At 64.8% G+C, this 16,933-nt stretch carries 17 protein-coding genes (1 of these 17 running past the window's edge); 5 read left to right on the top strand and 12 right to left on the bottom strand.

Translation table 11 applies throughout. The features are described from left to right. Positions 1-2: 2 nt before the first annotated feature. From J7I12_RS05920 to cobT, 3 genes are all read right to left on the bottom strand, one after another. Positions 3-1,202, bottom strand: coding sequence for a sensor domain-containing diguanylate cyclase (locus J7I12_RS05920; RefSeq protein WP_288908262.1), 1,200 nt, complete (start codon positions 1,200-1,202; stop codon positions 3-5). A gap of 130 nt (positions 1,203-1,332) precedes the next feature. Then, on the bottom strand, positions 1,333-2,280 hold the full coding sequence (locus J7I12_RS05915; protein WP_118230550.1) for an ABC transporter ATP-binding protein: 948 nt from the start codon (positions 2,278-2,280) through the stop codon (positions 1,333-1,335). Next, the gene (gene cobT, locus J7I12_RS05910; protein ID WP_288907429.1) at positions 2,277-3,377 is read right to left on the bottom strand and encodes a nicotinate-nucleotide--dimethylbenzimidazole phosphoribosyltransferase; all 1,101 of its coding nucleotides are present in this window, start codon (positions 3,375-3,377) and stop codon (positions 2,277-2,279) included. The genes J7I12_RS05915 and cobT overlap by 4 nt, the downstream gene beginning before the upstream one ends. A 219-nt stretch (positions 3,378-3,596) precedes the next feature. On the opposite strand from cobT, the gene J7I12_RS05905 reads away from it, so the two are divergent. The 5 genes from J7I12_RS05905 to J7I12_RS05885 all read left to right on the top strand — a co-directional run bounded on the left by J7I12_RS05905 (position 3,597) and on the right by J7I12_RS05885 (position 7,582). After that, on the top strand, positions 3,597-4,991 hold the full coding sequence (locus J7I12_RS05905; protein WP_302413417.1) for a trypsin-like peptidase domain-containing protein: 1,395 nt from the start codon (positions 3,597-3,599) through the stop codon (positions 4,989-4,991). A gap of 379 nt (positions 4,992-5,370) precedes the next feature. Continuing rightward, the gene (locus J7I12_RS05900) at positions 5,371-5,559 is read left to right on the top strand and encodes a ferredoxin (protein WP_092152487.1); all 189 of its coding nucleotides are present in this window, start codon (positions 5,371-5,373) and stop codon (positions 5,557-5,559) included. A gap of 285 nt (positions 5,560-5,844) precedes the next feature. Then, positions 5,845-6,516, top strand: a complete 672-nt coding sequence (locus J7I12_RS05895) for a YkgJ family cysteine cluster protein (protein WP_118230553.1) — start codon at positions 5,845-5,847, stop codon at positions 6,514-6,516. Between the two features lie 44 nt (positions 6,517-6,560). After that, positions 6,561-6,953, top strand: a complete 393-nt coding sequence (locus J7I12_RS05890; protein WP_118230554.1) for a hypothetical protein — start codon at positions 6,561-6,563, stop codon at positions 6,951-6,953. Further along, positions 6,950-7,582 carry a tetratricopeptide repeat protein gene (locus tag J7I12_RS05885; RefSeq protein ID WP_118230555.1) on the top strand — a complete coding sequence of 211 codons (633 nt, stop codon included), beginning with the start codon at positions 6,950-6,952 and terminating at the stop codon, positions 7,580-7,582. The genes J7I12_RS05890 and J7I12_RS05885 overlap by 4 nt, the downstream gene beginning before the upstream one ends. A gap of 433 nt (positions 7,583-8,015) precedes the next feature. Here the strand turns inward: J7I12_RS05885 and proC are convergent, their stop codons facing one another. From proC to J7I12_RS05840, 9 genes are all read right to left on the bottom strand, one after another. Beyond that, positions 8,016-8,816: a pyrroline-5-carboxylate reductase gene (proC, locus tag J7I12_RS05880; protein WP_302413418.1), complete on the bottom strand. Its 801-nt coding sequence runs from the start codon at positions 8,814-8,816 to the stop codon at positions 8,016-8,018. A 4-nt stretch (positions 8,817-8,820) separates the two neighbouring features. Further along, on the bottom strand, positions 8,821-9,240 hold the full coding sequence (gene ndk / locus J7I12_RS05875; protein ID WP_302548744.1) for a nucleoside-diphosphate kinase: 420 nt from the start codon (positions 9,238-9,240) through the stop codon (positions 8,821-8,823). Between the two features lie 2 nt (positions 9,241-9,242). Continuing rightward, positions 9,243-10,628: a divergent polysaccharide deacetylase family protein gene (locus J7I12_RS05870; RefSeq protein WP_302413419.1), complete on the bottom strand. Its 1,386-nt coding sequence runs from the start codon at positions 10,626-10,628 to the stop codon at positions 9,243-9,245. Between the two features lie 12 nt (positions 10,629-10,640). Next, positions 10,641-11,954, bottom strand: a complete 1,314-nt coding sequence (locus tag J7I12_RS05865; RefSeq protein ID WP_118230566.1) for a S41 family peptidase — start codon at positions 11,952-11,954, stop codon at positions 10,641-10,643. A 115-nt stretch (positions 11,955-12,069) separates the two neighbouring features. Continuing rightward, positions 12,070-12,864, bottom strand: a complete 795-nt coding sequence (locus J7I12_RS05860; protein ID WP_288907426.1) for a flagellar biosynthetic protein FliR — start codon at positions 12,862-12,864, stop codon at positions 12,070-12,072. 106 nt (positions 12,865-12,970) lie between these two features. Further along, positions 12,971-13,438: a peptidoglycan-associated lipoprotein Pal gene (pal, locus tag J7I12_RS05855; protein WP_118230558.1), complete on the bottom strand. Its 468-nt coding sequence runs from the start codon at positions 13,436-13,438 to the stop codon at positions 12,971-12,973. 215 nt (positions 13,439-13,653) lie between these two features. Beyond that, on the bottom strand, positions 13,654-14,970 hold the full coding sequence (locus J7I12_RS05850; RefSeq protein WP_118230559.1) for a PD40 domain-containing protein: 1,317 nt from the start codon (positions 14,968-14,970) through the stop codon (positions 13,654-13,656). Between the two features lie 111 nt (positions 14,971-15,081). Next, entirely contained in the window at positions 15,082-16,104 is a 1,023-nt protein-coding gene (locus tag J7I12_RS05845; RefSeq protein WP_498794130.1) for a TonB C-terminal domain-containing protein, read from the bottom strand. A 54-nt stretch (positions 16,105-16,158) separates the two neighbouring features. Continuing rightward, on the bottom strand, positions 16,159-16,933 hold the 3' portion of the coding sequence (locus J7I12_RS05840; RefSeq protein ID WP_302548742.1) for an energy transducer TonB. The gene runs 197 nt beyond the window's last position; 775 of the gene's 972 nt are visible here — the last part of the coding sequence; its start codon lies beyond the right edge, outside the window; the stop codon is at positions 16,159-16,161.

Below are 16,933 nucleotides of genomic sequence, written 5' to 3'. Positions count from 1 at the left end.
CGCTACTGCGCCGGTTTGTCTTCCGGAGAGCAAGGCCGCGCGGGGCTCTGGGGCGGGGCTTTCTTGCAGGCGTGTTTGCGGGCGTACATGCGGGCGTCGGCGCGGGTGAGGGTGGCGTGGAGGTTGGCGTCCTGTTCTGGGTCAAAGGCGGCCACGCCCCAGGCGAAACTCAGTGGAAAGCCGGCGATGGCCGTCCCCTGCGCTTTGGCCTCCATTGCCGTAATGGTCTGGAGTACGCTTTCAGGCGATACGCCGTGCAGGACAGTCACAAATTCGTCGCCGCCGATGCGGTAGGTCTGCCCCGCATCCTGAAACTGGCGCACCAGCAATCCCGCCAGGGTGCGGATGGTGGCGTCGCCCGCCGCGTGGCCGCGCTGATCGTTGATGGTCTTGAGCAGATTGAGGTCGCAGCTCAGAAGCACAAGATTTTTTTCCGCACCCGTGTTGTGCAGGCGGCGCAGGTCCAGTTCAAAAGCATTGCGGTTGTAAACGCCGGTGAGCAGGTCCGTATAGGCCAGTCGGCGATAGAGGGGCACGGCCAGTCGACGCAGCAACCAGCCTGTGAGCAGCGCAATGCCCAGGGCAATGACGCCCGTGGTCACCAGACTGTAGGAAAAAGACCGCCGGATGTCGGTGGCGAAGCCGTCCAGGTCGTATTCTATGACCAGGGCCCCCACCACGCCCCTGTCATCAGCTATGGGCGCGCAGGCCGGGATGATTTTGCCCCAGGAGGTCTGCAGCACGGCCCCTTCGCAGACCGTCTGCCCGTCCAGACAGCGCCGCACCATGGGGAGCACCTCAGATTCCAGCAGGTCGCCGGGATAGCGAAAGTCTGCGGCGTCGAGGGGGAGCCCGTCCACTACATAGATGACCTGGCCCGCGGCGTTGCGGCTGGCCGTGTACAGGTAACGCACGGCCGTAAGGTGACGGGTGTTGGCCAGCATTCTGTGCACGCTGCGGTAGAGGGGGCCGTGTGCGTCTTCACGGCTGCGGATGCAGGTAAGGCTGGCGGGCGGAATGCGTTGGCCCAGCAGGCTGAAGACGGCGTCGGAACGGTTGACCAGGGTGGCGGTCATAACGCGGCTGAGCGTCTGTTGGAAGATGGCGTAGGTGCTCAGACCCGTGCCCAGAATGGCCACCAGCACTACGAGCAGGATTTTGCGCTCCGTGCTGGAAAAAGGAGAAGGGGCGGTGTGCTGCATAGGCGGTCCAGACAGGTCGTCCGACGCCTTTTTTGTCAAAGGCGGACGGATTATGCTATGCCGCAACACGCAAAAGGGCAAGCCGGTAGCCTCCTGTCCGTCTGGCGTCCCGTTGCCCGGCGGCGCGGGTTCAGGCCCGGTGGCAGCGCACGCGCCAGCCTGGGGCCAGGGTTTTCCATTGTGGGAGGCTTTCGCGGCACAGGGGCCGCGCCTCAGGACAGCGGGGGTGGAAGGGGCAGCCCGACGGCGGGGCCAGAGGACTCGGCAGTTCGCCTTCCAGCGGGCGGCCGTTGCGGCCCGGCATGGCCGCCGCCAGAGCGCGGCTGTAAGGGTGGGCCGCGTCTGTCAGCAGGGTGCGGGCGGGGGCCTCTTCCACCACCAGGCCCAGATACATGACGGCCACACGGGTGCACAGAAAATCCACTACGGCAAGGTCGTGCGAAATAAACAGGTAGGCTGGGCCGAAGCGCTCCCGCACGTCGCAGAGCAGATTGAGCACCTGGGCCTGCACTGAGGCGTCCAGCGCGGAAACGGGCTCATCGCAGACCACGGCCAAGGGCTCCGTGACCAGGGCGCGGGCCACGGCCACCCGCTGGCGCTGCCCGCCGGAAAACTGGTGCGGATACCGGCCGCCCGCGCCTTCCAGCCCGACCGTAGCCAGCATGGCTGCAGCCCTGGCGTGGCGTTCCGCCCTGGGCACGCCCTGGGCGGCCAGGGGCTCGGACACTGAAGCCAGTACGGTCAAACGGGGATTGAGGGAGGAAAACGGATCCTGAAAAACCATCTGGATGCGCCCGGCGGCCCAGCTGGCTGCGCCCGCCGGCGGCAAGGGACGGCCCTCAAGCAGCACGCGCCCTGTGGTGGGCGGCAACAGGCCGCAGGCCAGCCGCCCCAAGGTGGATTTGCCGCAGCCCGATTCGCCCACCAGCCCCAGGCTTTCCCCCGGAGCCAAATCCAGACTTACGTCATTGACGGCCAGCAGGCTGCCCCGCGCGGCCCACAAGCCCCGGCGTACGGCAAACCGGCGGGTCACCCCCTCCAGTCGCAGCAGGGGGGCGCTGACTGCCGCAGGGCTCACGGCAGTTTCTCCGCCACACCGGCTTCGTCAAAGGTGGCCATGTCGTTGAAGACGGCGGCGGCGCAACGCAGCAGGTTGTAGGCCACGGCTCCGCCTGTGCCTTCGCCCAGGCGCATGTCCAGCCGCAGTAGGGGCGCGGGCAGCAGATCCGCCAGGGCTGCCGTCATGCGGGCGTGCCCCGGCTCTGCCGAAGCGTGCGAAAGAAAAACCGCCGGCGCGGCCTCCGGCGCTATGCGCAGGGCTGCCACGCAGGCCGCCGTGCAGATGAAGCCGTCCACCAGCACGGGCAGGCGCTCCGCTGCCGCACCCAACAGCAGTCCGGCCATAAGCGTGAGTTCAAAGCCGCCCAGGGCCGCCAAGGCGTCTACAGCGTCGCCTTCGTCCAGCAGCCCGGCATTGGCCGTGAGGGCCTGGTGCAGCACGGTCGCCTTGTGGCGCACCATTGCGGGGTCGGCCCCCGCGCCTGGCCCGGCCATGGCTTCCGGCGACAGGTGCAGCAGGGCGCAGGTCAGGGCTGCGCCCGCCGTGGAATTGGCTATACCCATCTCGCCCAGACCCAGGCAGCGGTAGCCCCGGGCCGCCAGTTCGCGGGCCAGGGTCACGCCCCGGCGCAGGCCCTCCAGGCAGGTCTTCCGGCTCATGGCCGGCCCCCGGCTCATGTCCGCAGTGCCGTCGCCCAGGCGGCGGTCCAGCAGCAGGGGGTGGGGGGCAAAGGGCCCGCCGGCGCAGCCCGCGTCCACCACGTAAAGGTCCATGCCGGAGGCCGCGCACAGGGCATTGACCGCGGCCCCGCCGCGCAGAAAATTGTGGACCATCTGCCGGGTCACGTCCTGCGGAAAAGGCGAAACTTTCTGGGCCGCCACGCCGTGGTCTCCGGCTACGGTGAGCATGACCGCCGGGGCAACGCGCAAGGGCCGTTCGCCCCGCAGAGCATAGAGGCGACGGGCCAGTTCCTCCAGTCGGCCCAGGCTGCCCTGGGGCTTGGTGAGGGAATCCAGCCGGGCCTGCGCTTCGCGGCTGCGGGCTTCCAGCAACAGGGGGGCGTCTGCGGGCAGAGGCAGGCCGGGGTCGATGGTTTGGAGCAGTGCGGTAGTCATGGAGTTTTGTGTAGCCTCTCGCCGGGCGGGGCGCAAGAGGCATGCGGCAGCGGCGGCATCGGGCGGGACGCATGGCCGCGTTGACTGCCGCAGACCGTCGACGTGGACCGCCGTTTTTCGGGACGGCGGCAGATTGCTCCGCCCGCAGCCCTTTACGCGGGCGCGCGGGGTGCTTATGTACAAAGCGGCACCAATCCATGCCGTCAAGGACAGAGCGACATGATCCGACCCCGTGTTTTTCCCGCTTTTTTTGTTATTTCCCACGCGCTGCGGTGGCGGGTTTTGCCGCTGCTGGCGGCGCTTTTCTGCTGTCTGGCATCCTTGCCGGCAGCGGCGGCCCCGGCCCCCGGCAGCCCGCGGCTCACGCCTGTGGTGCGGGTGGTGCAGGCCGTGGCCCCGGCCGTGGTCAACATCACCAGCACCCATGTGGTAGAAGGTCAGCGCCTTTCGCCTCTGGAACAGTTTTTCGGCTTCGGCATTTCCGGTCTGCCGGGTTTTGAAGATTTTGGCGGCGCGCCCCGGCGGCAGAAGCGGGTGAGCCTCGGATCTGGGGTCATTGTGGACGGCGTCAAGGGGCTGGTGCTGACCAATGCCCATGTCATCGCCGGCGGAGACGAGATCATGGTCCACCTGCTGGACGGGCGGGAATTTCCCGCCAGGGTGCGGGGGGCGGACTCCGACTTCGACATCGCTGTATTGGAACTGACCGGCGCGCGCGACCTGCCCGCTGTGCGGCTGGGCGATTCCGACGATATTCTGCCCGGCGAAACTGTGGTGGCCATCGGCAATCCCTTTGGCTTTAACCATACAGTGACCACAGGCGTGGTTTCGGCCCTGGGGCGCACCATCCGCAGCAAAAACGGCGCCTTTACGGATCTGATTCAGACCGACGCGGCCATCAACCCCGGCAACAGCGGCGGCCCTCTGCTCAACCTGGAAGGGGTGCTCATCGGCATTAACACGGCGGTGGACGCCAGGGCCGAGGGCATTGGCTTCGCCATCCCCAGCAACAAGGCCCGGCGCGTCATGACGGACTTGCTGGGCCGGGGCCGGGTGGCCCCGCTCTGGCTGGGACTGGAGCTGCAGGATGTGGACAGCCGCGTGGCCATGGCCCTGGGCCTGCGCGAGGCCCGCGGCGTGCTGCTTACCCGCGTGTTCGCCGGTACGCCGGCGGCAGGGACGGGCCTGGCGGCCGGCGACATCCTGGAAAGCATCAATGGCTCCCCCGTGCGCGACCGCCGCGACTATGCGGATATTCTGCGCAACCAGACGGCGGGTACGCCTTTGCGTCTGCAGTTGCGGCGCGAGGGCGCTGTCCTGCAACGTTCGCTGACGCCGGCGCCTTTCAGCGATGCTGCGGCCCGTGCCCTGATGGAACGGCGCTGGGGCTTCGAGGCCGCCCAGAACGGCCGGCAGGTGCGGGTGAGTCGGGTGCGGCGGGACGGGCCGGCCGCCTTTTTGCGCCAGGGCGACGTGATTGCCGCCGTGGGCGGCGCGGCCGTGCGCAGTCTGGACGACCTGCTGCAGGCTTTCCGGCGGGAGCGCATGGCCGGTCAGGTCCTTTTGCAGGTGGCGCGCGGCGGCAAGGGCTATTACGCGCGCCTGACGCCCTAGCTGACGGAAAGCTCCCGGCCAGGGCTGTCGTCCCCGCCCGCAGCGGCAGGCCAACCGGCCCCGGCTGTTATCCGGAGCGGACCGGTGCCTGAAGGCTGTCCGCCCCAGCTTCAGCGGTGGAGCAGACCCCTGTGTGGCGTCGGTTTGTGAAAACGTGTGATTTTCCCCTTGCGAAAATCATTTGAAATTTCAGAATGTTTTAGTCCTGCCACTGGCCGGGGGGATGGTCCCCCCGGCTGCAGGGCCTTGGTCCGCGCCGGTTTTACGGCGGTTCGGGTGCGGCACTTGACAGGGTGGGGGGCTAAAGCTATCCAATGCACAAGCGGATTTTGGCCGCTGTACTACATGGGCAGAAATACTGCCAACTTGGGAGGATATCATGGGCTATAATGTGAATGTTGATGCGGAAAAGTGCGTGGGCTGTGGCGAGTGTGTGGACGTGTGCCCCGTGGAAGTTTACGAGATTAAGGACGGCAAGTCCGAACCCGTGAACGCCGAAGAGTGTCTGGGCTGTGAATCCTGTGTGGAAGTGTGCGAGGCCAGCGCCATCACTGTTGAGGAAAACTAGAGCATTGTACCCCTGAAGTGCTCTGGCGGCTGCGAAAGCGGACGCCCGCCGCAAAGGCGCAGCCTGGCTGCGTGATGGGCCTTGGGCGTGGATTTCTGGCGCACCTTTGAAAACGCCTGTTTTTGAAGACGCCCCGCTTTTGAGTCCCCTGACGGTGGAAGCGGCGGCCGCGCTTTGGGCGCGACCGTCTGCGGCACGGGGCGCAAACCCCGCCATCCATTTCGTTGAAGTGCCGCCCGGCGCGCGCGTCTGGCGGCATTTCCCTACTTTTGCTACAGGAACGCCATGATCCCCGACCTGAGCGCCATTTTTGCCCGCTACGAGGCCCTGCGCCACGAGGCCGACAGCCTCTTTGCGCGGGTGCGCGACCAGTACCCCCAATGCGTCGCCTGCAAGGAGGGCTGCAGCGATTGCTGTCACGCCCTGTTTGACCTTTCTCTGGTGGAGGCCATGTACATCAACCAGGCCTTTGCGGAGCACTTCCCCTACGGGCCGGAGCGTTCGGCCGTGCTGCAACGCGCCGCCGACCTGGACCGACAGGCCACGCGCCTCAAGCGCGACCTCTACCGGGCCGAAAAGGACGGTGAAGACCCCGGCGTCATTATGGAGCGCGCCGCCCAGATCAAACTGCGCTGCCCTTTGCTGGGGCAGGACGACCGTTGCCTGCTTTACGCGGCGCGGCCCATTACCTGCAGGGTTTACGGCGTGCCTACGGCCATCGCCGGTCAGGGGCATGTGTGCGGCTTTTCGGCCTTTGCCGCCGGTAAGGCCTATCCTACCATACATCTGGACAAAATCCAGAACCGGCTGGAAGACCTGAGCCTGGAACTGGCCCAGACCGTGCAGACCCGGTTTACCGAGCTGCACGAAGTCTATGTGCCCCTGTCCATGGCCCTGCTCACCCGCTACGACGAAGCCTACCTGGGCATCGGCCCGGCCCGGCCGGAACAGGAGTGAGCGCGCGGTCCGCGCCGGCGCGGGCCAGACCTCAAGGAGTCGGCATGTTCGGCAATATTCCCGCAACGGTTTTTCGTGACGGCACACCGCAACGGCTCACGCCCGAAGAGGAAGGGCTCAAGCGCGAAATCTACGAAAAAATGCAGCCGCGCCGGCGCAAGTTTGTGGACCGCATCGGCTATGACAACTGGGATCCGTTCCAGAAGCCTAACGACCCGCTGGACCTGCGCACGGACGCAACTCGGCGCACCACCCAGCAACTGGTCAACGAATTTCTGCACTACGCTTCCAGCAAGGGGACCGTGGGCAAGGACTACGCCAAAGGTGCTACGGAATGTGCCCTGGGCGTCATCAACAAAGACGAAAAATACCTGGGCATCTTTGAATTCTGCCTGTGGTACAACGAGCTTTTGAAAAAAGAGGGGCACCGGCTATGAAAGCGCGTTACGACGACCTGGACGAATATATTGCGGACCTCAAGGCGGAAATCGCCCAAAATGAGCAGTGCGCTACCCACTACTACAATCTGGGCCTGGCCCTGCTGACCAAGCGCGACTTTGTGGCCGCCGAGGAATCTTTCCTCAATGCCGTGCGCAATTCGCCGCATCTGGCCGAAGCCTATGTGCAGCTGGGCGGCATCTGCCTGGAACGCGGCGACCTGGACGGCTGCCTGCGCTACAATGAAGAGGCCGCCAACTGCCGCGCCAAATTCCCCGTGCCCTGGAGCAATATCGCCTTCGTCCACCTGCAGCGCGGCGAACCGGGCAAGGCCGTCACCGCCCTTAAAAAGGCCCTCAAGTGGGATCCCGACTTTGTTCAGGCCCAAAACGCCTTGGCTACTGCCTATTACATGCAGGGCGAATTCAAGGCCGCCGAAGAGCAGTGCCGCAAAATTATTGAAACCCACCCCGGCTTTGCCCCGGCCTGGAATAACCTGGCCCTGGCCCTCTTTGACCTGGGTGACGCCGTTGGCGCGGCCGAAGCCGCCCGCAAGGCCGTCGAGCTGGGCTTCGACGTGCCCCAGGGCTTCAAAGAAGAGCTGCGTACCGCCGGGCAGGAAGTGTAGGAAGATTTTTGCGGGGTGCGGGAACCTTTGTGAGCAAAAGTCCCCCGCACCCCGGACCCTTCAAAAAATTTTATTTTTTAGCATACCGCACAGGGCGTACCCTGAGCGGAAGAGCAAGGGCGCAACCGGGATACTCCGGTTGCGCCCTTTTTGCAGGAACGAGCGTGCCGTATTTTTGAGAAGATATATTCTCAAAAGGAGGGGCTGTGGCGTAGACTGAGAAAGTAAAAACTTTAGAGCAGTTAGCGAATGAAATGAGCTAACTGCTCTGCAAGGATTTTCTTGAAAATCCTTGCCACGAAATGCGAGAAGGCAGGCTTTTGCCTGCCGTAAGCGAGCATTTCAAGTGTTAAATGCTCTAGGGGCTGAGGGCGCGGGGGAGGCGCCCCTTTTTAAAAGAGCCCTCCCCCGCAAAAAAGCTCCTCCCCTTTTTTTATTCTTTCTCCATTTCGCGGCCGCGCTGGTCGGCGGCGAGAACGGCATCTACCAGAAGGCCGGCGAGGCCGGCCTGGTCCAGGGCGTTGACGCCGGCGATGGTCAGGCCTGCGGGGGAGCAGACGTCATCGCGGAGCTGCATGAGGTGTTTGGAGCTTTTTTCAGCCATGAGGGCGGAACCGGCAAAGAGGGCAACGACCATGCGGCGGGCTTCGGCGTGTTGGAGGCCCAGGGTGACGCCTGCCTGGACCAAGCCCTGCATCATGGCAAAGACGTAAGCCGGGCCCGCGCCCACCAAGGCGGAAAAGGCCGTGAACCGGGCTTCGGGCAGGGGGATACAGAGGCCCAGGCAACCGAAGACCTGGAGCAGGAGGTCGCGAGTGTCGGGGCTGAGGGCCGGGTCGTCAAAGCAGAAGGCAAAGACGCCCTTGCCCACCAGCGCCGGGGTGTTGGGCATGCAGCGCACCACGGGGCAGCGACCTTCCACGGCGGCGGTCAGCCTGCCCATGTTCACGCCCGCCGCCACGGAAACCAGCACCTTGTGCGGGTTGAGGGCCGGGCGCAGTTCTTCCAGCACGGCGGCCGTCTGATAGGGCTTGACGGCCAGTACAACGACGTCGGCTGCAGCGGCCACGGCGCGGGCGTCCGGCAGGGCGCGCACGCCCAGGGTTTCCAGGGGGCGCAGTTTTTCCCGGGTGCGGTTGTAGCCGCAGAGGTCGTAGCCTTCGTGCCGGGCCAGTCCCGCCAGAATGGCCCCGCCCATATTGCCGCAGCCCACACACCCCACGCTGATGCTCATGATTTTACTCCACTATTTCCAGTCCGTTAAAGAAGTACCCCAGTTCAAAGGCTGCGGTTTCGGGCGCGTCTGAGCCGTGTACGGTGTTGGCCTCCAGGCTTTGGCCGTACTTGCGGCGCAGGGTGCCGGGTTCGGCCTTGGCCGGGTCAGTAGCGCCCATGAGGCCGCGCCAGGCGGCAATGGCGTTTTCACCGCGCAGGGCCACACAGACCACGGGGCCCGAAGACATATAGTCGGTCAGGCTTTCAAAAAAAGGGCGTTCCCGGTGCACGGCATAGAAGCCCGCGGCCTGGAGTTTGGAAAGGCGCAGCCGTTTGAGGCCCACAATGCGCAGACCGGCGGATTCCATAGCGGCCAGAATTTCGCCGCAGAGGTTACGGGCCACGGCATCGGGTTTGATGATGGCAAAGGTGGTCTGTTGCATGCTCACTCCTTGTTGGTTGGGTGGATGAAGGGGGCCGCGTACTGTTGCCGCGCCCAGAACCAGACAAGCCGCCGCAGGGGCACCAGGGCTACGCCTCCGCTGTCTGACCAGGCGCGCAGGGCGGCCAGGGTAACGCCGTAGGGGTGGCCGATGGCCACGGCCCAGCCCCGGCGGCGCGCTGTGTGGGCTGCTGCGTCCAGGGCCTGCAGCACGGCCTGCGGGTCGCGGTGCGAGTCCAGGAAAATGTCGCGCTCGGCGCTGACCAGGCCTGTCTGCCGTGCGGCGGCAGCCAGCAGCGCGTGGGGGCGGGTAACGCTGTCCAGCACCAGATAGCCCCGGCCCGCCAGCAGGGCGCAGAGGCGGCGGCAGGCGTCCACGTCGCCGGTGAAGGCCGAGCCCATATGGTTGTTCAGGCCGATAGCCGTGGGCAGGGCCTGGAGGTCTTCTTCCAGGGTCAGGGCCAGGTGGCGGGCGTCCATGTGGGTCAGCAGTGCGCCGGGGCCGGGGTTCGGCCGTCGGCCGTCCGGTCTGGGCAGGGCCTCCATGGGCAGGTGGATGAGGCTGTCCAGGCGGCGTTCTTCGGTCAGGCGCGCGGTTTCTGCGGCCAAAGGCGCGTGGGGCCAGATGGCCAGGGTCACGGGAAAGGGCAGGGCCGTCAAGGCTTCGGCCGCTTCCAGGCGCTGGCCCATGTCGTCCATGACGACGGCCAGGGCCGGCAAGGTGGGGGGCTGGGCCAGGTCCATAAGGATATTTTCACGCCCCGGAAAGTGAAAACTGTGGCTTAGGCGGCCGTTGACGCGGATTTCCAGTACGCCGGCGGCGGTCCAGAGCACATCGGTCTGGAAAGTGGCGGGATGGCTTTGTGCGGGGGTCGGACGGGCGGCGAAAGCCCCTTCCGGCCCGTGGTGCAAGGCGGCCAGCAGGGCCAGGGCCAGGCGGAGGGGCGCGCAGGGCCCGGTGACGGTATAGCGGCGGGGGGCCGCGTTCGCAGGCAGGGCAGGGGTGTCAACCGCGCCCAGTGGGGGCGTCAGGCTGCGCTGCCAGCGCGCCCGCGGCAGGGCCTGGGGCAGGATTTGCTCCACCAGGGCGTCCAGATGCTGCAATATTGCCACGCTGGCTGGTTCTTCCGGTGCAGGGAGCCCGGTCGGCAGATGGGGGAGCTCGGCCTTGGGCGCCGGGAACTGCTGCGGGGTGAGCAGCCAGACCAAAAGGAAGCAGCCTGCCAACCAGGCCAGACCACCGAGAAAAAGGCGGGTGGAAGCGGGCAGCCCTGGGGGCGACATCCCGGCGGGGTTGCGCGGGTGGGGGCGCTCAGGCGCGTTGCGACGCCCTGCCCCTTGGTGGGGCAGGGCGTCGCCGGAAGTGGTGGGGGAAGCCTGCGGCCGCATGGCCCGCCGGTCCTAGTTGCGGAGTTCGCGCATTTTGGGCAACCCTTTGACCAGTTGCAGGCCCATGCGCAGCTGGTTATCGCGGGCCAGTTGTTCCTGCACGTCGCCCTTGCTGTCTTTGGCCTTGGCGGGCTTTTTGGCTTTGCCGTTTTCCAGGTGCCGGTTAAGATCCTGTTCGCGCAGGAGGAAGCGGCCGTCCTTGTCTTCGGCGCGGGGCGGCTCAAAGGGGATTTCCAGGTCCGGCACAATGCCTTCGGCCTGGATGGAACTGCCGTTGGGCGTGTAGTAGAGGGCCACGGTCAGCTTGAGGCCGGAGCCGTCGGTCAGCGGAATGATGTTTTGCACCGAGCCCTTGCCGAAGGAGCGCTCACCGGCAATGAGCGCACGTTTCTGATCGCGCAGGGCGCCGGCCACAATTTCCGAGGCCGAGGCGGAGCCCGCGTTGATCAGTACCACCAGGGGCACGCGCACATCGTCGTTCTGTTTTTTGGCCGTATAGACGCGTTCGGTATTTTCGCGGCGGCCTTTGATGGAAACGATGGTGCCGCCTTCGAGGAAGGTGTCGCTGACGCTGACGGCCTGGTCCAGCAGACCGCCGGGGTTGTTGCGCAGGTCCAGCACTATGCCTTTAAGGCCACCCTGGGCCTTGCTTTCTTTTTCCGCCGCTTTGAGCGCGTCGTGGAGCTCTTCTGTGGTGCGTTCGGAGAAGCGGGTAAGGCGCACCCAGTAGTAACCCTCGTCCAGTTTCTTGGATTTGACGCTGATGAGGGGGATGGCGTCGCGCACGATATGGACGGTCTGCGGGGCCTTGGCGTCGCTGTGCAGGATGGTGAGCTCCACTTCCGAGCCTTTGGGCCCGCGAATGCGGGAGACCACTTCCTGCAAGGAAAGCTCCTGGGTGGCCTGACCGTTGATGGACAGGATCACATCGCCGGACTGCAGCCCGGCGCGAAAGGCGGGGGTATCCTCAATGGGCGTGACCACGGTGACCTGGCCGTTTTCCATGGAAATTTCAATGCCCACGCCGAAAAATTCGCCGGAGGTGGTCTCCTGCATTTCTTTATATTCTTCTGCAGTGAGGAAGGTGGAGTGGGGGTCGAGCCCCTGCAGCATGCCCTTGACGGCGCCGTTAATGAGGTCCGTTTGCGTGACGTCGCGCACATAGTAGCGCTCCACCAGGTCAAGTACCTGGCTGAAGCGTTTGAGGGCCTCGTATTTGTTGGGGGCCTCCTTGGGCGGATCTTTTTTTTCGGCGCCCAAGGCGGGGCCGTGCAGAACGGTCAGTCCAAGGCACAACACAAGGCAAAAACGGGAAAAAACGCGCATGACCATGCTCACCCCACACGATGGGAATTTGACGCCGCGCCCCGCTTGCGCCGTTGCGGGCGTACATCGGCGGATACTGACCCTTTTCGGCCTAAATTGCAACGGCGCGGGCGCATCATCCGGCGGCGCTTAAGGGGCTCATGGCCCGCAGCAGGTTGCTGAACAGGGCGTCCAGCCCGCTCACAAACACGGCCACATGCTCGGAAAGCACCACCAGCAAAAGTCCGGTAAAGAAAAATCCCACCCCAATCTTGATGGGAAAGCCGAATTCCATGATGTGGATTTGCGGCGAGGTGCGTGAAACCAGCCCCAAAGACACTTCCACCAGGAACAGAGCGACCATGACCGGAGCGGCGATCTGCAGGGCCAGCACGAACATCTGCCCCGCCAGATGGAGAACCTGATGCAGCACCACGGAACCGAGCAGCAGCCCCCCAGGGGGCACCAGACTGAACGAGGCCGCAAAGCCCCGCAGCATGTAAAGATGGCCGTTGAGGGCCAGGAAGGTCAGGGCCGTGACCATCCAGAGAAAAAAGGCCGTGATGCCCGTCTGGTTGCCGGTGAGGGGGTCGGCGAAGTTGATCATGGTGAAGCCCATCTGAAAGCCCAGCAATTCGCCGCCGGCCTGGATGCCCATGAACAGAAAATTGACGGCCATGCCCAGGACCAAGCCCAACACCAGCTCGCCCAGAAGCATGAGGGCCACATCGAAAGGGTGCTGCGGCATGGGCGCCTGCACCGCCAGGTTGGGCCATATTCCCAAAGAAAGAACAATGGTTATGGCTGCCTTGACCTGTATGGGGATGTTGTTGGTGGAAAAGATGGGCAGCATGAAGACCACAATGCTCACGCGCATGATGGTAAGCAGCAGGCTAAACATGTCTGCCGGGTTGTAGCTGAAGACGTCCATGCCTGGAGGTTTGCAAAAAAGCTGCCAAAACTGGAGGAAGGGCAAAGGGCGTAAAAAAAGCCGCCCTCCTGAAGGAGGGCGGCCGTACTGCCGGAGCAGACCTAGCCTAGTGGGCGATGACGCGGAAGTCGTCGCGGCGGTTCTTGGACCACGCGGCTTCGTTGTTGCCCTGGACGGCCGGATTTTCCTTGCCGTAGCTGATCATCTCAAGCTGGCTGGGGTTCACGCCCAGCATGACCATGTACTCATAGGCGGCGCGGGCGCGGCGTTCGCCGAGGGCGAGGTTGTACTCCTGGGTGCCGCGTTCGTCGCAGTTGCCTTCGATGCGCACGCGGATGGAGGCGTACTTCTTGAGCAGATCGGCCTTGGTCTTGAGCATGTCTTTGTATTCGGCCTTGATGTCGAATTTATCAAAGGCAAAGTAGACGCGGGCGTCGGTGATCTGCTGGATGGCGGCGCGCATTTCAGGGGTCATGCCGTCATCGTAGCCGGGTTCGCTGGTGGTTTTTTTTGCGCAGCCGAAACCGGCGGCAAGGGCCATGACCAGAGCGAGAATAAGAGCGTAGCGTTTCATTGTGTCCTCCTGAACAGCTCATTCTCCAAAAAAAATATGATACCTTTCCTTTCTTCACACACGAGGCCGTTTTGCCCTCGCATATAAGATGGTATCTGCAGTGAGAGTTTTGTCAAGAAGCGTGAGGCCCCTTTCGGGGCACTTTGTAAAATATTTTTTACCCGGCCGTCAAAATCTGCGCGGGGCAAGGCTTTGCGGCCGGGGATCTGACACGGCTATTTCGCGGCGCCGGGCATGCCCCAGCGCGGGAAGGAGGCGGGCCCGCCGCCCGTGGGCACGCGCTTGGCATCGCCGCCGTGCCTGGTGGTGAGGTAAATGCCGCGCCCGCCGCCCCTGGTGGAGGCAAAAGCGATGAAGTAGCTGTCCGCACAGAAGGAGGGCTGCTCGTCGCTGCCGGGGCCGAAGGTGATCTGCCGCTCCATGCCCGTGAGCATGTCCTGTACAAAAATGCGGTGGCCGAAGTCTGTCATGCGGCTGTAGACCACTAGGGTGCCGTCGGGGGAGAGGTTGGCTTCAGTATTGTAGGTGCCGTTCATGCTGACGCGGGTGGTGCTGCCGCTGCTCAGATCCTTGAGGAAAATCTGCGGCCCGCCCAGCCGGGAGGAGGTAAAGGCCATCTTGGTGCCGGTTTTATCAAAGGTGGGGGACACATTGATGGAATTGCCCTGTTCCAGCACCCTTTCTTTCTGGAAGACGTGGTTAAGCTGGAAGATGACCGGGTACTTGCCGTTGGAAAGGGCCACGGCTACCTTATTGTCGGGCATAAAGGCCGGACCGATGACCACGTTGCCGGGAAAGCGGATGCGCTGCACCTTGCCGGTGGAGCGGTCCCATACGCCCAGAGCGTGGGATTTCTGGTCAATGTGGGTAAAGACAATGAAGCGCCCGTCGGGCGACCAGGCCGGGGACATGGATTCGCCGGCCAGGTTGGTGATCTGCCGCAGGTCGCGGCCCGTGGGTTTGACCAGCCAGACGTTGGCGCTGAGTTTGCCCGTCTTTTTCACAAAGGTCAGCGTGGAGCGGAAAAAAGAGCCGTTGCCCGTAAGGGCTTCCAGCAGGTCGGCGCAGAAGCGGTCCGCCACTTCGGGCAGATCGCGGGAAGAAACCTTGGGGTATTCCTTGCCGAACAGGCGGCCGCCCGTGTTGGTTTCAAACGCGCGGATCTGCACCGGGCGGGTGCCACTGTCGCCCTCGGGCCAGAAGGTGGTCACCACAATGTCGGAACCAGCCAGCTGAAAGCGTTTGAAATCCAGGCTGGGCGGTTCGTAGCCCGCCAGCAGCACGCCGCCCAGCACAGCCCTGGGGTCCGTGAGGCGCATAAAGGGCAGAAAACTGAGGTTCTGTTCCACAATTTTCTGCAGTTCCGTGCCCATGCCGCTGGCCTGGGTCTGCGGGCCTTTGATGGGCGCGGCCAGGGCCAGATTGACGATGTTCTGGCCAGGGCCGTAAATGTCCACGCGCATGGCGGCCTGCGCACCGCCCTCCAGCGCCAGCCAGAGCCCCAGAGTGAGGAGAAGCAGCACTTTTTTCATGGTTATCCCATCCTTCCTTACCATAATGGTCTTGAAATCTGTGTAGAAAATTTTGACCACGGCGTGCGGTCTGCAGGCCTGCGCCGTTGTGGGGCCGCCGACGTCAGCCAGTCAGGGCCGGAGCAGCACAAGGGTGAATTCCAGCCTGCCGCCCTGGCCCTGCGGTGGCGGCGGTACGCTGCCCGCACGGCGTATGCCGAGGCGTATATATCTGTCAAGGAGCTTGTCGCCTGTATCTCGCAACACTGTAAAATCCTTGATTTCTCCGCTTTGCGAATCCACTTCCAGGCGCAGCGGCACGCGGTATTCGCCGGGTGCGGTTTCCGCCGGGATGACAATATGTTCGCGCAGCCGTCGGGAAACAGCGCGCGTATAGCGCTGCAAGGCCGCTTTGTCCGGCGCGCTGCCCGCCGTTTTGTCCGCCTGCACGGCAGGGACGGCGTGCTGCCGGGGCTCTGCTGCCGGGGTAACAGGCCTTCCGGCGGCCGCCGGAAAGGGGGCCGCCGGGAGCACTGACGGGGCAGGCTGTTGCGCAGCGGCGGCGGGCGTTTGCGCCACTGCGGCCTCGGCCGTCTGGCGGGCCAGCTCTTCGGCTTTTTCGCGGGCGCGGTCTTCGGCCGCAGCCGCGCGGGCGTCGCTTATGGCGGCCTCGGCCTTGGTGCGGGCGCGTACTTCGGCGCGCAGGGCTTCTTCACTGCTGGGGGCCGTAAGTCGCGGCTTGCCTTTGGGCGTGCCGGTCCAGAAGGCCAGTTGGACTTCCAGGGGTTGGGCGTAGGGCGGGACGCCGTAGCCGCCGCCCTGGCGCACGGCCCCGCAGGCGGAAATATCCAGGGCTTCCATGCCGGAAGAACGCAACGGCACGCAGTCCGTCACCGCGCCCTTTGCGTCCACCCGCACGCGCAAACGGACTATGAAGTCCCCTTTAAGCGCGGGCGGCGGGGCCCAAACGGCCACGATTTTTTCCAGCATTTTTGCGCCGTAGCCGTCACCCTGGTCCAGAGCCGCGCCGGCAGCGGCCTGCGCCTGCGGCAGAAGCGGGCCGGGCGCGCACAGGGGCGACAGCACGCCCGCCCACAGGCAGGCGAACGCCGCAACTACGGCGCAACGCTGGTGTGTAAAAATGGGGGAAGGCATGGTGTCCGTCCTCCTCTGGACTTCCTGGCGGGCCGTGGGCGCGCCGGCCGGAGGCTAGCGCCCCATGAGCTCGTCCAGGGTGAACACCAGGTCCAGGTCGGTGTATTCCGCCGAAGGGGGCGGCGGGAACTGTCCGCTCTGGCTGGTGCGGATAATGGCGTTCACGGCCGAAGCGTCAAACTGCGCGTTGCCCGAACCGCGCGTTACGGCGGTCTGCTGCACGCGGCCCTGCAGGTCCACCTTGACGTTGACCACGCAGACCAGGTTGACGCGTCCGGCCGAGGCAAAGCCCCAGTTGGGGCGCACGGCCAGCATAACCTGGCCCATGTAGACGTCGCCCAAACCGCCGCCGCCGGGGCCGGAGCCTTCGCCCCCGCCGCCGCCGCGGTTGCCGCCGGCCCGCCGCTGGGCCTGAGCCAGGGCCTGCTCCACGGCAGTGCCCCGGTCGCCGGAATCGGCGCGCGAGGTGGCTTTGCGGGCGTGCTGCAGGGCTGCGGCCACGGGATCCTCAGCCGTACTTTTGCCGTTTTTGTCCGCTTTTTTGCTGGGCTGCGGTTTGGTCGACTCCGGCTTTTTTGTATCCTTGGGCGCTTCTTTTTTGGGCTCTTCTTTGGGTTTGTCCTTTTTTTTCTGGGCTATGGGCTTGGCGTCCTCTTTGGGCGCGGGTTTTGGTTCCGGCTTGGGCTCGTGTTTGGGTTCCGGTTTGGGCGCCGGCTTTTTAACTGGTGCAGCCTCTTGCCTGGGCGTGGGCGGCAGGGGCGTGGGCTCCTTGATCTCCGCCCGTTCGGGCGCAGCCACTTCGGCCTTGGGCGCGGGCGGCGTGGGGGCC

The organism is Desulfovibrio diazotrophicus (assembly GCF_902498985.2).
Taxonomy (GTDB): domain Bacteria; phylum Desulfobacterota; class Desulfovibrionia; order Desulfovibrionales; family Desulfovibrionaceae; genus Desulfovibrio; species Desulfovibrio legallii.
The sequence above is the reverse complement of the archived record's forward strand: the minus strand, read 5'-3'. Positions and strand labels throughout refer to the sequence as shown.